Source organism: Burkholderia sp. BCC1047, assembly GCF_902833155.1.
Lineage (GTDB): Bacteria > Pseudomonadota > Gammaproteobacteria > Burkholderiales > Burkholderiaceae > Burkholderia > Burkholderia sola.
Map to the genome: position 1 here is coordinate 1 of NZ_CADFEH010000038.1, position 14064 is coordinate 14064.

Annotated in this window: 19 protein-coding genes; all 19 read right to left on the reverse strand. The window is 66.9% G+C overall.

The genetic code is table 11. From position 1 onward, the window contains the following. Positions 1 to 238 precede the first annotated feature (238 nt). Positions 239 to 1027, reverse strand: coding sequence for a twin-arginine translocase subunit TatC (gene tatC, locus HWX55_RS29580; protein ID WP_050013119.1), 789 nt, complete (start codon positions 1025 to 1027; stop codon positions 239 to 241). 41 nt (positions 1028 to 1068) lie between these two features. After that, positions 1069 to 1602, reverse strand: coding sequence for a Sec-independent protein translocase protein TatB (gene tatB / locus HWX55_RS29585; RefSeq protein ID WP_175978319.1), 534 nt, complete (start codon positions 1600 to 1602; stop codon positions 1069 to 1071). A gap of 24 nt (positions 1603 to 1626) precedes the next feature. Then, entirely contained in the window at positions 1627 to 1857 is a 231-nt protein-coding gene (gene tatA / locus HWX55_RS29590; protein ID WP_006477115.1) for a Sec-independent protein translocase subunit TatA, read from the reverse strand. Positions 1858 to 1951: 94 nt separating this feature from the next. Further along, positions 1952 to 2317 carry a histidine triad nucleotide-binding protein gene (locus tag HWX55_RS29595; RefSeq protein ID WP_050013121.1) on the reverse strand — a complete coding sequence of 122 codons (366 nt, stop codon included), beginning with the start codon at positions 2315 to 2317 and terminating at the stop codon, positions 1952 to 1954. Between the two features lie 31 nt (positions 2318 to 2348). Further along, entirely contained in the window at positions 2349 to 2741 is a 393-nt protein-coding gene (locus tag HWX55_RS29600) for a hypothetical protein (RefSeq protein ID WP_050013122.1), read from the reverse strand. A 70-nt stretch (positions 2742 to 2811) separates the two neighbouring features. After that, positions 2812 to 3177, reverse strand: coding sequence for a phosphoribosyl-ATP diphosphatase (locus tag HWX55_RS29605; protein ID WP_011546603.1), 366 nt, complete (start codon positions 3175 to 3177; stop codon positions 2812 to 2814). Then, complete coding sequence (gene hisI / locus HWX55_RS29610; protein WP_175978320.1) at positions 3174 to 3590, reverse strand: phosphoribosyl-AMP cyclohydrolase; 417 nt, start codon at positions 3588 to 3590, stop codon at positions 3174 to 3176. Before hisI ends, HWX55_RS29605 begins: the two co-directional genes overlap by 4 nt. Continuing rightward, positions 3590 to 4363 (reverse strand): imidazole glycerol phosphate synthase subunit HisF, encoded by a 774-nt coding sequence (hisF, locus tag HWX55_RS29615; RefSeq protein WP_027783356.1) that lies wholly within the window; start codon positions 4361 to 4363, stop codon positions 3590 to 3592. Before hisF ends, hisI begins: the two co-directional genes overlap by 1 nt. A 105-nt stretch (positions 4364 to 4468) precedes the next feature. Beyond that, a complete protein-coding gene (gene hisA, locus HWX55_RS29620; protein ID WP_006477123.1) occupies positions 4469 to 5224 on the reverse strand; it encodes a 1-(5-phosphoribosyl)-5-[(5-phosphoribosylamino)methylideneamino]imidazole-4-carboxamide isomerase in 756 nt (251 codons plus the stop codon). A 164-nt stretch (positions 5225 to 5388) separates the two neighbouring features. After that, positions 5389 to 6030 carry an imidazole glycerol phosphate synthase subunit HisH gene (gene hisH, locus HWX55_RS29625; RefSeq protein ID WP_050013124.1) on the reverse strand — a complete coding sequence of 214 codons (642 nt, stop codon included), beginning with the start codon at positions 6028 to 6030 and terminating at the stop codon, positions 5389 to 5391. After that, complete coding sequence (locus tag HWX55_RS29630; RefSeq protein ID WP_175978321.1) at positions 6027 to 6647, reverse strand: MarC family protein; 621 nt, start codon at positions 6645 to 6647, stop codon at positions 6027 to 6029. Before HWX55_RS29630 ends, hisH begins: the two co-directional genes overlap by 4 nt. Before the next feature lie 60 nt (positions 6648 to 6707). After that, a complete protein-coding gene (gene hisB, locus HWX55_RS29635) occupies positions 6708 to 7295 on the reverse strand; it encodes an imidazoleglycerol-phosphate dehydratase HisB (RefSeq protein ID WP_011546606.1) in 588 nt (195 codons plus the stop codon). A gap of 64 nt (positions 7296 to 7359) precedes the next feature. Continuing rightward, positions 7360 to 8433, reverse strand: a complete 1074-nt coding sequence (gene hisC, locus HWX55_RS29640; RefSeq protein ID WP_175978322.1) for a histidinol-phosphate transaminase — start codon at positions 8431 to 8433, stop codon at positions 7360 to 7362. 140 nt (positions 8434 to 8573) lie between these two features. Continuing rightward, positions 8574 to 9890: a histidinol dehydrogenase gene (gene hisD / locus HWX55_RS29645; RefSeq protein WP_175978323.1), complete on the reverse strand. Its 1317-nt coding sequence runs from the start codon at positions 9888 to 9890 to the stop codon at positions 8574 to 8576. A 24-nt stretch (positions 9891 to 9914) separates the two neighbouring features. Further along, a complete protein-coding gene (gene hisG / locus HWX55_RS29650; RefSeq protein WP_050013128.1) occupies positions 9915 to 10568 on the reverse strand; it encodes an ATP phosphoribosyltransferase in 654 nt (217 codons plus the stop codon). Then, on the reverse strand, positions 10565 to 11914 hold the full coding sequence (gene murA / locus HWX55_RS29655; protein WP_175978324.1) for a UDP-N-acetylglucosamine 1-carboxyvinyltransferase: 1350 nt from the start codon (positions 11912 to 11914) through the stop codon (positions 10565 to 10567). The genes hisG and murA overlap by 4 nt, the downstream gene beginning before the upstream one ends. A gap of 14 nt (positions 11915 to 11928) precedes the next feature. Further along, positions 11929 to 12168, reverse strand: coding sequence for a BolA family protein (locus tag HWX55_RS29660; RefSeq protein WP_006477131.1), 240 nt, complete (start codon positions 12166 to 12168; stop codon positions 11929 to 11931). Positions 12169 to 12223: 55 nt separating this feature from the next. Then, positions 12224 to 13045, reverse strand: a complete 822-nt coding sequence (locus tag HWX55_RS29665; RefSeq protein WP_244140678.1) for an ABC transporter permease — start codon at positions 13043 to 13045, stop codon at positions 12224 to 12226. Further along, positions 13042 to 13968, reverse strand: coding sequence for an ABC transporter ATP-binding protein (locus HWX55_RS29670; RefSeq protein ID WP_175978325.1), 927 nt, complete (start codon positions 13966 to 13968; stop codon positions 13042 to 13044). Before HWX55_RS29670 ends, HWX55_RS29665 begins: the two co-directional genes overlap by 4 nt. Between the last annotated feature and the right edge of the window lie 96 nt (positions 13969 to 14064).

Here is a 14064-nt window from a genome sequence, read left to right on the forward strand (position 1 = left end):
ACCACGAACGCATTAAGCTCAAGTTGAAAGGGCTGAGTCCCGTGCAATACAGGACTCAGCCCTTGGGCACCTAGTCTTCAACCGTCCAACTTCGTGGGGTCAGTTCATTGGCTGCCCTTTTGCTTTGCTTCAAACGACGTCCGGTACCGGAAGGTAGCTTGGCGATGCGCTGGCTGGCGGCCCACCGCGGTATCGGGCGCCTCGGGCCGGGCCGGAAAGCCGCCCCGGCGCCGCGCCGTCAACTCGCGGCTTCGCCGTTCCCCGCCTCGCCCTCTTCTACCGGCTTCTTCGGCACGAAGAACCGCGCGGCCAACAGGCCGATCTCGAACAGCACGATCAGCGGCAGTGCGAGCATCAGTTGCGAGAACACGTCCGGCGGGGTGACGACCGCCGCGACCACGAATGCGCCGACGATCACGTACGGCCGCATCTCCTTCAGCTTCTTCAGGGACAGCACGCCCATCCTGACGAGCAGCACGACGACGATCGGCACCTCGAACGTGACCCCGAACGCGATGAACATCCCGAGCACGAAGCTCAGGTAGTTGTCGATGTCGGTCGTCATCTCGGCGCCGAGCGGCGCGTTGTAATGCGCCATCACGCGGAAGATCGTCGGGAACACGAGGAAGTACGCGAACGCCATCCCGCACAGGAACAGCACGTAGCTGCTGCCGACGAGCGGCGTGACGAGCTTCTTCTCGTGCTGGTACAACCCCGGCGCGACGAACGCCCAGATCTGGTACAGCACGATCGGCAGCGCGATCACGAGCGCGACGAGCATCGTGACCTTCATCGGCACGAAGAACGAGCCGGTGACGTCGGTGACGATCATCTTGCCGTCTTTCGGCAGGTTCTCCATCAACGGCCGCGCGAGCAGCTTGAAGATGTCCGGCGCCCAGTACACGAGCCCGACGAACACGACGATCACGGCCAGCCCCGCGCGAATGATGCGATCGCGAAGCTCGACGAGATGGGAAATGAAGGTTTCTTCCGGGGCGTCGCCCGGGTTCTGCTGGGGGTCGCTCACACCGGCCCTCGGTAGGATTGACGAGCGAGCATGCGCTCGACTCAGAAGAAGCGCGTCGGCCGGCGCAGGCTGGCCGGCTGATGGCGCGCGACACGCGCGGCGCCCGACTGCACGTGCGTGCGACGGGTCGTCGCGCGCTTGTACCAGACAGGCGTCGCCGCCTGCTTGATGCGCCAGTTGCGACGCTTCGGCGCAAGCGCGGCCGTGCTGGCGCCACGCCACGACGGCGCCGCGGGCGTGTCGCTACCGTGCAGGCCGGCATCGACCGAGCCTTCGTTGAGACCGCCGACCGCGGAATGCCACGTGTCGTTCAGTTCCTTCTCGTGCTCGCGCAGGTTGTCGTGAATCGTCGTCTCGACATTGCGCGCGGCCGATTCGAAATCGGTCTTCATCGTCCGCAGCGCGTCGAGTTCGATTTCGCGCGAGACCTCGGCCTTCACGTCGTTGATGTACCGCTGCGCGCGGCCGAACAGCGCGCCTGCCGTACGCGCGACGCGCGGCAGGCGCTCGGGGCCGAGCACGACGAGCGCGACGACGCCGATCAGCGCCATCTTCGAAAGACCGAGATCCAGCATCGCGAATGCCTCAGCGTGCCGGCGTTACGCCTTGTTCGAATCGGAACGCGTCGTTTCCTTCGCGTTGACGTCGACCGCGCCCGAACGCGGCAGTTGCTGCGCGTCGGCCGGCGTTTCGCCTTCCTTCATGCCGTCCTTGAAACCCTTCACGGCGCTGCCGAGATCGTTGCCGATGTTACGCAGCTTCTTCGTACCGAAAACCAGCGCGACGATCAGCAGCACGATCAGCCAGTGCCAAATGCTCAATCCACCCATGATGAAACCTCTCCTCAACCACGCCGCGGTGCGGCGTAAATCGCCGGCGACGCGCCGGCTTCGACTATCGGATGCGGGGAAACGCCCCGCGTCGTCAACCCATCCGTTGCCACGGGCGCGGGCCGGCCAGGATATGCGCGTGCAGGTGGTAGACCTCCTGCCCGCCGCCCGGGCCCGTGTTGATCACCGTGCGAAAACCGGTTTCGCCGCCCGTATACGCGACGCCGAGCTGGTCGGCCAGACGCGCGACGAGCAGCATCAGCCGGCCGAGCATCGGCGCGTCGGCGTCGACCGCCGCGGACAGCGTCGGCAGATGCCGGCGCGGAATCACGAGCACGTGCGTGTCGGCCGCCGGGCGGATGTCGCGGAACGCGACGAATTCGTCGTCCTCGTGCACCTTCGTGCTCGGGATCTCGCCTGCCGCGATCTTGCAGAACAGGCAATTCGGATCGTGACTCATGTTGCTCCTGCAAACGCCCGCGTGCGGCCGGTCAGAACCACGCCTGCGGATCGAGCGTCTTGTTGTCGTTCAGGTACAGCCAACCCTTGATGATACGGTACAGCGTCCAAATCCACGTGACAAACATCACGACGAATCCGACCACGACGAACATCAGCGCGAACCCGATCACGTAGGCGATCAGCGCGCGCCAGAACGTGCGGATCTGCCACTCGAAGTGATCGGCGTACGGCGTGCCGGCCACGTCGCCGCGCTTCACGTAGTTGATGATGATCGCGATGATGCCCGTGACGCCGCCCGTCAGCCAGTGAAACGCATAAAGACCGTACAGCACGTGGGTCAGCGTGCGCAGCCCGTTCAGGCGCTCGGCATCCGCGGCGCCCGGTACCGCCGGCGTCGGAAACTGGTTCGACGTATCGTTCATGATGCTACCCCCGTTAGATGACAATTCTTACAGCTTACCGCACTGTTGCCACCGCGGCGGGGACTGTTCGTCAGCCGCCGTTTTCCTCGCGTTCGCGGCGCTTGCGCAGCGCTTTTTCCTCGATGCCCGACAAGCCTTCGCGGCGCTCGAGCTCGGCGATCACGTCGGCCGGGCTCAGGTCGAAATGCGACAGCATCACGAGGCAATGGAACCACAGGTCGGCCACCTCGCCGACGAGCGCGCTCGGCGCGCCGCCCTGGCGCACGTCCTTCGCGGCCAGCACGACTTCCGTCGCCTCTTCGCCGATCTTTTTCAGCACCGCGTCGTCGCCCTTGTGGAACAGGCGCGATACGTACGATTGATCGGGATCGCCGCCCTTGCGGCTGTCGATCACGGCCGCGAGGCGCAGCAGCGTGTCTTCGGTCGATTGCGTCATTTGTAGATGTGTTCGGGGTCTTTCAGCACCGGCTCGACCGCGACCCAGTCGCCGCCGTCCACCGTACCTTCGAATTTCTGGAAGAAGCACGAATGCCGGCCGGTGTGGCACGCGATGCCCGACACCTGCTCGACCTTCAGCAGCACGACGTCCTCGTCGCAGTCGAGCCGCACCTCGTGCACGTGCTGCACGTGGCCCGACTCCTCGCCCTTGAACCACAGGCGCTTGCGCGAACGCGAATAATAGACCGCGCGCCGCGTCTCGATCGTCTTCGCGAGCGCTTCGCGGTTCATCCACGCGAACATCAGCACGTCGTTCGTCGCCGCTTCCTGCGCGATCACCGGCACGAGGCCGTTGTCGTCCCAGCGAACCTTGTCGAGCCACGCGGGCACGGATTTCGTTTCGGTATTCATCACAGCCTCACCGCGATGCCCTGGTCGGACATGAAGCGCTTCGCCTCGCCGACCGTGTGCTCGCCGTAGTGGAAGATGCTCGCGGCCAGCACCGCGTCGGCGCGGCCGTCCTTGATGCCGTCCGCGAGATCCTGCAGGCAGCCGACGCCGCCCGATGCGATCACCGGCACCGGCACCGCGTCCGACACGCCGCGCGTGAGCGCGAGGTCGAAGCCCGATTTCGTGCCGTCGCGGTCCATGCTCGTGAGCAGGATCTCGCCCGCGCCGAGTTCGGCCATCTTGCGCGCCCATTCGATCGCGTCGAGGCCCGTGTTCTTGCGGCCGCCGTGCGTGAACACTTCCCAGCGCGGCGTCTCGCCGTCTGCCGACACGCGCTTCGCGTCGATCGCGACGACGATGCACTGCGAGCCGTACTTGTCGGCCGCGTCGCGCACGAGCTGCGGATTCGCGACCGCCGACGAATTCATGCTGACCTTGTCCGCGCCCGCGTTCAGCAGGCGCCGCACGTCCTCGACGGCGCGCACGCCGCCGCCGACGGTCAGCGGAATGAAGACCTGCGACGCGACGGCTTCGATGATCGGCAGGATCAGGTCGCGCTGGTCGGACGTCGCGGTGATGTCGAGGAAGGTCAGTTCGTCGGCACCCTGGTCGTCGTAGCGGCGGGCGATTTCGACGGGGTCGCCGGCGTCGCGCAGCTCGACGAAATTGACGCCCTTGACGACACGCCCGGCGGTCACGTCCAGGCAGGGGATGATGCGTTTAGCTAGAGCCATGATGTTGCGCCAAATGCCGCGCTGGGACGGCCGGTTGCGGAAGCCTCGCGCGAGGCTTCCGGTGGGGCCGCCCGCGGGCGGCCCCGGCGAACGGGACGATCGCGGTTACGCGTTGTCGAGTTCGCCGTTCAGTTCGTCCGCGCGCTTTTGCGCGGCCGCGAAATCGAGATCGCCGGAGTAGATCGCCCGGCCGCAGATCACGCCTTCGACGCCGTGCTCCTCCACCTCGCACAGGCTCTCGATGTCCGTGAGGTTCGACAGGCCGCCCGATGCGATCACCGGGATGCCGACCGCCTGCGCGAGCTTCACGGTCGCGTCGATGTTGATGCCCTGCAGCATCCCGTCGCGGCCGATGTCCGTGTAGACGATCGATTCGACGCCGTAGTCCTCGAACTTCTTCGCGAGGTCGATCACCTCGTGGCCGGTCAGCTTGCTCCAGCCGTCGGTCGCGACCTTGCCGTCCTTCGCGTCCAGCCCGACGATGATGCTGCCGGAGAACGCGGTGCACGCGTCCTGCAGGAAGCCCGGGTTCTTCACGGCCGCGGTGCCGATGATCACGTAGGACAGGCCGGCGTCGAGATACTTCTCGATCGTCTCGAGGCTGCGGATGCCGCCGCCGAGCTGGACCGGGATTTCGTCGCCGACTTCGTCGAGGATCGCTTCGATCGCCTCGAGGTTCTTCGGCTTGCCGGCGAATGCGCCGTTCAGGTCGACGAGATGGAGCCGCCGGGCGCCGAGATCGACCCACTTGCGGGCCATCGCCGCCGGGTCCTCGGAGAAAATCGTGGCCTGGTCCATATCGCCCTGTTTGAGGCGCACACACTGACCGTCTTTGAGGTCGATGGCCGGAATCAGCAACATAGCAATCGGGTGTCGTCGTGGAAAATGAAAAGAATCAGGCGCGTACCGGCCAAACCGGTGCCGCGCCGTCTCGCTAGTTTAGTACAACTCTTTCGGCGCTTACGCGCGAGCGCCCCGCGCGACAGGCCGTTCGGCCAGGTCGACTGTGGCTCGCGCGCCACGTTTTACGGCTTCCAGTGGACGAAGTTGCGATACAGACGCAATCCGACCTCCGCGCTTTTCTCCGGGTGGAATTGGGTCGCGAAGATGTTGTCCCGCGCGACCGCGGACGTAAACGGCGCGCCGTAGGCCGTTTCGCCAACCGTGTGCGCCGGGTTGTCCGGGCTCACGTAATAGCTGTGCACGAAGTAGAAATACGCGTCGTCGGGCACGCCGTCCCACAGCGGGTGCGGCTGCGCCTGGCGCACGCGGTTCCAGCCCATCTGCGGCACCTTGAAGCGCGAGCCGTCGTCCTGCAATTGGCCGTCGAGATCGAAGCGCACGACCTTGCCGGGCAGCAGGCCCAGGCCCTTCGTGTCGCCTTCCGCGCTCCAGTCGAACAGCATCTGCTCGCCGACGCACACGCCGAGCAGCGGCTTCGTGCGCGACGCGTCGATCACGGCCTCCTGCAGGCCCGACTCGCCGAGGCAGCGCATGCAGTCGGGCATCGCGCCCTGGCCGGGCAGCACGACGCGGTCGGCCGCGCGAATTGCGGCCGGCGTGTCGACGATCGCCACGTCGGCGGCCGGTTCGGCCTTCTTGAGCGCCTGCGCGACCGAGCGCAGGTTACCCATCCCATAATCCACAATCGCAATCGAAGTTTTCATCTCAGTGCAGGCAGTAGCGCCCTCAGTCCATCGACGATGAATTCCACCGCCAGCGCCGACAGCATCAGACCCATCAGCCGCGTGGCGATGTTGATGCCGGTGCGGCCGATCCAGGTCGCGATCGGCTCGGCGAGCCGCATCGCGACGAAACACAGAAAAGCCAGGACCGCGCCGATCGCGACCAGCCCGGCCCGCTCATACCAGTGATGCGCGTTCGCCGCATAGATGATCACCGTGCTGATCGAGCCGGGGCCCGTGAGCAGCGGAATCGCGAGCGGCACGACCGCGATGTTGTCCTTCAGCTCGGCTTCGTGGCGCTCCTCCGGCGTCGACCGCGTGTTGCCGATCTGCGCGTTCAGCATGTTGATCGCCATCAGCAGCATGATGATCCCGCCGCCCACTTCGAGCGACCCGACCGAAATGCCGAAGAAGTTGATGATCTGCTGCCCGAGCAGCGCGGTCACCGTCATCACGCAGAACACCGACACCGATGCGATCCGGATCGTGCGCCGCCGCTCGTCGTCCGCCTGCTGTGCCGTCAGGCTCAGGAAGAACGGCACCGCGCCGACCGGATTGATCAGCGCGAGCAGCGAAATGAACGATTTGAGCAGATCCATCGCAAGCCGGCGCGCCGCGCCGAAGCCGTGAGGTTGTCCTTGGCGTCGTCCGTTCGGAAGTTAGAGGCTGCCTTTCGTCGACGGAATCTGCCCCGCCGCGCGCTCGTCGAGCTCCACCGCCGCGCGCAGCGCGCGGCCGAAGGCCTTGAACACGGTCTCGAGCTGATGGTGCGCGTTGATCCCGCGCAGGTTGTCGATATGCAGCGTGACGCCCGCGTGGTTCACGAACCCGCGGAAGAATTCGATCGACAGGTCGACGTCGAACGTGCCGATCCGCGCGCGCGTGAACGGCACGTGGAATTCGAGGCCCGGCCGGCCGGAGAAGTCGATCACGACGCGCGACAGCGCCTCGTCGAGCGGCACGTACGAATGGCCGTAGCGGCGGATGCCCTTGCGGTCGCCGATCGCCTTCGCGACGGCCTGGCCGAGCGTGATGCCGACATCCTCGACCGTGTGGTGATCGTCGATATGCGTGTCGCCGTGCGCTTCGACCTCGAGATCGACCAGACCGTGTCGCGCGATCTGGTCGAGCATATGGTCGAGAAACGGCACGCCGGTGGCCAGCTTCTGCCGGCCGGTGCCGTCGAGATCGAGCTTCACACGGATCTGCGTTTCGCTGGTATTGCGAACGACTTCCGCCACACGCATGGCAATTCCTTGATTGAGTCTATGTAAATGGGGATTGATCGTCGCGCGCCGCCGCGCCCTGGGCTCAACCGGGCAGCGCGAGTTTCAAGGCGGCCAGCAGGCGGGCGTTTTCGTCGGGAGAACCGACGGTCAGCCGCACGCATTCGGCCAGTAACGGATGCATTTTACTCACGTTTTTGACCAGCACCCGCTCGGTGAGCAGCGCATCGAACACGGCCGCGGCGTCCGGCACGCGCACCAGCAGGAAATTGCCGGCGCTCGGGAACACCGTCGCGCCCGGCAGCGCGGCCACCGCCTGCGCGAGGCGCGCGCGTTCCGCGCGCAATTCGGCCGCCTGCGCGTCGAGCACGTCGAGGTGGTCGAGCAGGAAATCGGCGGTCGCCTGGGTCAGCACGTTGATGTTGTACGGCGGGCGCACCTTGTCGAACTCGTTCAGCCATGCGGGCGAGCCGACCAGATAGCCGAGCCGGATGCCCGCGAGGCCGAGCTTCGACACCGTGCGCATCACGACGACGTTGTCGAACTCGCCGGCGCGCGGCAGCCACGAACGCTCGGCGAACGGCTGGTACGCCTCGTCGATCACGATCAGGCTCTGCCGCGCGGCCGCGACGATCCGCTCGACGTCGGCGTCGTCGTACAGCGTGCCGGTCGGGTTGTTCGGATACGCGAGATAGACGATCGCCGGCCGGTGCTCGGCGATCGCCGCGAGCAGCGCGTCGGCGTCGAGCGTCAGGTCCGCCTTCAGCGGCACGCCGACGAACTCGAGCTGCGCGAACTTCGCCGACAGCTCGTACATCACGAAGCCCGGCACCGGCGCGAGCACCTTGGCGCCCGGCTTCGCGCACGCGACCGAGATCATGCTGATGATTTCGTCGGAACCGTTGCCGAGCAGCACGTCGCAGCCGGCCGGCACGCGCATCGCGTGGCGCAGCTTGTCGAGCAGCGCGGCCGGGCGCGGCGCCGGGTAGCGGTTCAGCGCGACCTGCGCGAGCCGCTCGCCGAGCGCCGCGGCGAGCGGCGCCGGCAGCGAATACGGGTTCTCCATCGCGTCGAGCTTCACGAACCCGCTCGCGTCGGGAACCGGATAGCTCGTCATCGCGAGCACGTCGCGGCGGATGATGTCTGGTGGCGTCGTCATGGTCTCAAGCCGGCGTGCGTCGCGCCGGCGTCAAATGGTCGGCAAGGCGGCGGCTGCCGCCCTGCGCTCGTCCCCTGCCCCGATCCGGGGCGGCCGGCGCCGGCGCCTCGGCGCCCGCCCGGCCCGCGCACCCTGCGCGGTCAGCTCTTCATCCGGAACTCGGCGCTCCTTGCGTGCGCCTGCAGCCCTTCGCCGTAGGCGAGCTCGGACGCGATCTCGCCGAGCGTCTGCGCGCCTTCCGCGCTGACCTCGATCAGGCTCGAGCGCTTGATGAAGTCGTACACGCCGAGCGGCGACGAGAAGCGCGCGGTGCGCGACGTCGGCAGCACGTGGTTCGGGCCCGCGCAGTAGTCGCCGAGGCTCTCGCTCGTGTAGCGGCCGAGGAAGATCGCGCCCGCGTGGCGGATCTGCTGGCCCCATTGCTGCGGCTCCAGCGCCGAAATTTCGAGGTGTTCCGGCGCGATGTCGTTCGCGATCCGGCACGCCTCGGCCATGTCGCGCACCTTGATCAGCGCGCCGCGGCCTTCGAGCGACGCACGGATCACGTCCTGGCGCGGCATCGTCGGCAGCAGTTCGTCGATCGCCTTCTCGACGCGATCGAGGAACGCGCCGTCCGGGCACAGCAGGATCGATTGCGCGAGTTCGTCGTGCTCGGCCTGCGAGAACAGGTCCATCGCGACCCAGTTCGGATCGGTCGTGCCGTCGCACAGCACGAGGATTTCCGACGGCCCGGCGATCATGTCGATGCCGACCGTGCCGAATACGCGGCGCTTCGCCGACGCGACGTACGCGTTGCCGGGGCCGCAGATCTTGTCGACGGCCGGCACCGTCGCCGTGCCGTACGCGAGCGCGCCGACCGCCTGCGCGCCGCCGATCGTGAACACGCGATCGACGCCGCCGAGCAGCGCCGCGGCGAGCACGAGGTCGTTCTTCACGCCGTCCGGCGTCGGCACGACCATCACGATCTCGCCGACCCCCGCGACGCGCGCGGGAATCGCGTTCATCAGCACCGACGACGGATACGCGGCCTTGCCGCCCGGCACGTACAGGCCGACGCGGTCGAGCGGCGTGACCTTCTGGCCGAGCACCGTGCCGTCGCTTTCCGTGTACTGCCAGCTGTGCGTGCCGCACTCGATCTTCTGCTTCTCGTGGTACGCGCGCACCCGCGCCGCGGCCGCTTCCAGCGCCGCGCGCGCCTTCGGCGCGAGGCCGTCGAGCGCCGTCTGCAGCGCGTCCTGCGGCAGTTCGAGCGCGGCGACGCTGTTCGCGCTCAGCCGGTCGAAGCGGTTCGTGTACTCGAGCACCGCGGCGTCGCCGCGCGACTTCACGTCAGCGAGGATCTGCGCGACCGACTGCTCGATCGCTTCGTCTTCGCTCGCCTCGAACGCGAGCACGGCGCGCAGCGCGGCGCCGAAGCCTTCGTTCGTCGAATCGAGCTTGCGGATGGTGATGGACATGGGAGTTCCGTTACGGTGATGCGCTCAACCGCCATTCTGCGACGCGCGTTCGAACGCGTCGAGGATCGGCTTGAGCGCCGCGCGCTTCAGCTTGAGCGCGGCCTGGTTCACGACGAGGCGCGACGAGATCGCCATGATCTCCTCGACCTCGACCAGATTGTTCGCCTTCAGCGTGCCGCCCGAGCTGACGAGGTCGACGATCGCGTCGGCCAGCCCGACCAGCGGCGCCAGCTCCATCGAGCCGTACAGCTTGATCAGGTCGACGTGCACGCCCTTCGCGGCAAAGTGTTCGCGCGCCGTTTCGACGTATTTCGTCGCGACCCGCAGGCGCGCGCCCTGGCGCACCGCGTTCGCGTAGTCGAAACCGGCGGACACGGCCACCGACATCCGGCAGCGCGCAATGTTCAGATCGATCGGCTGGTACAGGCCCGAGCCGCCGTGCTCGACCAGCACGTCCTTGCCGGCCACGCCGAAATCGGCCGCGCCGTATTCGACGTAGGTCGGCACGTCGCTCGCGCGCACGATGATCACGCGCAGGTTCGGATCGGTCGTCGGCAGGATCAGCTTGCGCGACGTTTCCGGATCCTCGGCCACCTGCACGCCGGCCGCGGCCAGCAGCGGCAGGGTTTCCTCGAAAATCCGGCCCTTCGACAGGGCGAGGGTCAGCGGCGCGGTCATGCTTGGCTCCCGGAGAGGCGGCGCACGTTCGCGCCAACGGCGGTCAGTTTGGTTTCCATGCGGTCGTAACCGCGGTCCAGGTGATAGATGCGGTCGACGAGCGTTTCGCCGTCCGCACGCAGCCCCGCGATCACGAGGCTCGCCGACGCACGCAGGTCGGTCGCCATCACGTTCGCGCCAGACAGCTTGTCGACGCCCGTCACGAGCGCCGTGTTGCCGTCGATCGTGATGTTCGCGCCGAGCCGGTTCAACTCCTGCACATGCATGAAGCGGTTCTCGAAAATGGTTTCGACGACCTGCGCGGTGCCCGTCGCGACCGTATTGAGGGCCATGAACTGCGCCTGCATGTCGGTCGGAAACGCCGGGTATTCCGACGTGCGGATCGTCACCGCCGACGGGCGGCGGTCCATCTTCACGCGCAGCCAGCTGTCGCCTTCCTCGATCGACACGCCGGCTTCGCGCAGCTTGTCGATCACCGCGTCGAGGATGTGCGGGCGCACGCCCGTCAGCATCACGTCGCCGCCGGCCGCCGCGACCGCGCACAGGAACGTGCCGGCCTCGATACGGTCGGGGATCACCGCATGGCGCGCGCCGTGCAGCCGCTCGACGCCCTGGATCACGAGGCGATCGGTGCCGATGCCGTCGATTTTCGCGCCCATCGCGACCAGCAAGTGTGCGAGATCGCTCACTTCCGGCTCGCGCGCGGCGTTTTCGATCACCGTCTCGCCGTCGGCGAGCGTCGCGGCCATCAGCAGGTTTTCCGTCCCCGTCACCGTGATCATGTCGGTCACGATGCGCGCGCCCTTCAGGCGCTTCGCGCGCGCTTCGATGAAGCCGTGCTCGATGCTGATCTCGGCGCCCATCGCCTGCAGGCCCTTGATGTGCTGGTCGACCGGCCGCGCGCCGATCGCGCAGCCGCCCGGCAGCGACACCTTCGCCTCGCCGAAGCGCGCGAGCAGCGGCCCGAGCACGAGGATCGACGCACGCATCGTCTTCACAAGCTCGTACGGCGCGACGAGGTTGTCGACGCGCGACGCGTCGAGCTGCACGCGGGCGCCGTCGGTCTCGCTCTTCACGCCCATCTGGTTCAGCACCTTCAGCGTGGTGCGGACGTCCTTCAGGTTCGGCACGTTGTCGAGCTCGACCGGCTCGGCGCTGAGCAGCCCCGCGCACAGGATCGGCAGCGCGGCGTTCTTCGCGCCCGACACGACGATCTCGCCGGCCAGGCGCTTGCCGCCTTCGATCACGAGCTTGTCCATCCCCTGTCCCTGCGATTCCCCGTTGGCGGCCGGGTGTGCCGTGGCGACGCTCTGGACGGCGTCGCGCTCGTTGACGGTGACTTGCACTCAGTGATTTCCGTTTATGCGTTCTGCCATTCGGCGGGCGTCAGCGTCTTCATGCTGAGCGCGTGAATTTCCTGCTTCATGCGATCGCCGAGCGCCGCATAGACGAGCTGGTGCCGCTGGATCGGCCGCTTGCCTTCGAAGGCCGCCGACACGATCGTCGCGAAGAAATGCTGGCCGTCGCCTTCGACTTCCAGATGCGTGCAGGCGAGACCGCCGGCGATGTATTGCTTGACCTGTTCGGGAGTCGGCAACATGGTGTAAGGCTCCTGTCGGCGCGCGCCGCCCCGGGGCGGCCGCGGCCTGTCGATATCAATGACGCAGTTTGTAGCCGGTCGCGAGCAGCCGCATCGCGATCAGCGCGAGCAGCACGAAGAAACCGGTGACGATCGCGAGGCTCGCGAACGGGTTGATGTCGGACGCGCCGAAGAACCCGAAACGGAAGCCGTCGATCATGTAGAAAAACGGGTTGAGACGCGACACTTCGCGCCACACGGGCGGCAGCGAGTGCGTCGAATAGAACACGCCGGACAGGAACGTCAGCGGCATGATCAGGAAGTTCTGGAACGCGGCGAGCTGGTCGAACTTCTCGGCCCAGATCCCGGCGATCAGGCCGAGCGTGCCGAGGATCGCCGAGCCGAGCAGCGCGAACGCGATGATGAACAACGGCGCCGCGAAGTGCATCGGGATAAACCAGATCGTCACGACGAACACGCCGGCGCCGACCGCGAGCCCGCGCACGACGGACGCGAGCACGTACGCGCCGAAGATGTCGCGATACGACAGCGGCGGCAGCAGCATGAACACGAGGTTGCCGGTGATCTTCGACTGGATCAGCGACGACGAGCTGTTCGCGAACGCGTTCTGCAGCACGCTCATCATCACGAGGCCCGGCACGAGAAAGCTCACGTACTCGACGCCCGGATACACCTCGACGCGGCCCGACAGCGCATGGCCGAAGATCGTCAGGTACAGCAGCGCCGTGACGATCGGCGCGCACACCGTCTGGAACGACACCTTCCAGAAACGCAGCAGTTCCTTGTAGAACAGCGTACGAAACCCGTTTCCCGGCACGGGCCGGGCCGCCCCTTCGAGCGGCAGCGAACGCAGTTCGCGTGGGGAGTGTTGATTCATGCCAGACCCTCGATGACCTCGGCCCCGTTCATCACCTGGACGAACACATCCTCGAGGTCGGCCTTGCGGACCTCGATCTCGTCGAACGTGCAGCCGGCCGCACGGCATTGCGCGAGGATGCGTTCGACCTCGTCGTAGCTCGCGAGGCGCAGCAGGTGCTCGCCCGGCGCGCGCGCGGCCGGGTCGGTCTCCAGCCCGCGCAGCTCGGCCGGCAGCGCGCCGGTCGCGAGCCGCAGGTACAGCTGCAGCCCCGCGAAGCGGCGCAGCAGCGCGTCGGTGCGGTCGAGCGCGACGACTTCGCCGCGGCGCAGCATCGCGATGCGATCGCACAGCGACTCGGCTTCCTCGAGGTAATGGGTGGTCAGCACGATCGTGTGGCCCTCGCGGTTCAGGCGCGAGATGAATTTCCACAGCGTCTGGCGCAATTCGACGTCGACGCCGGCGGTCGGCTCGTCGAGCACGATCACCGGCGGCCGGTGCACGAGCGCCTGCGCGACGAGCACGCGGCGCTTCATCCCGCCCGACAGCGCGCGCATGTTCGCGTCGGCTTTCTCGGTGAGATCGAGATTGGCCATCACTTCGTCGATCCAGTCGTCGTTGCGGCGCAGCCCGAAATAGCCGGACTGGATCCGCAGCGTCTCGCGGACGGTGAAGAACGGGTCGAAAACGAGTTCCTGCGGCACGACGCCGAGCGAGCGGCGCGCGTTGCGGAAATCCTGGACGACGTCGTGACCGCGCACCGAGATACTGCCTTCGTCGGCCCGGGCGAGCCCGGCGAGGATACTGATGAGCGTGGTCTTGCCTGCGCCGTTGGGGCCGAGCAGACCGAAAAACTCGCCTTCCTCGACCGACAGGCTGACGCCCTTGAGCGCCTGAAGCGACTTGTAGCGCTTCTTGACGTGACGGATTTCTATGGCTGACATGACTGTGCGCGACGCCAGGGCCGCGACGCCTATTTTGTGCTTGCTGCGAAAGAAAATGGGGGCCGGACGCCGATTGGCTGCCCCGCAAAACGCTTG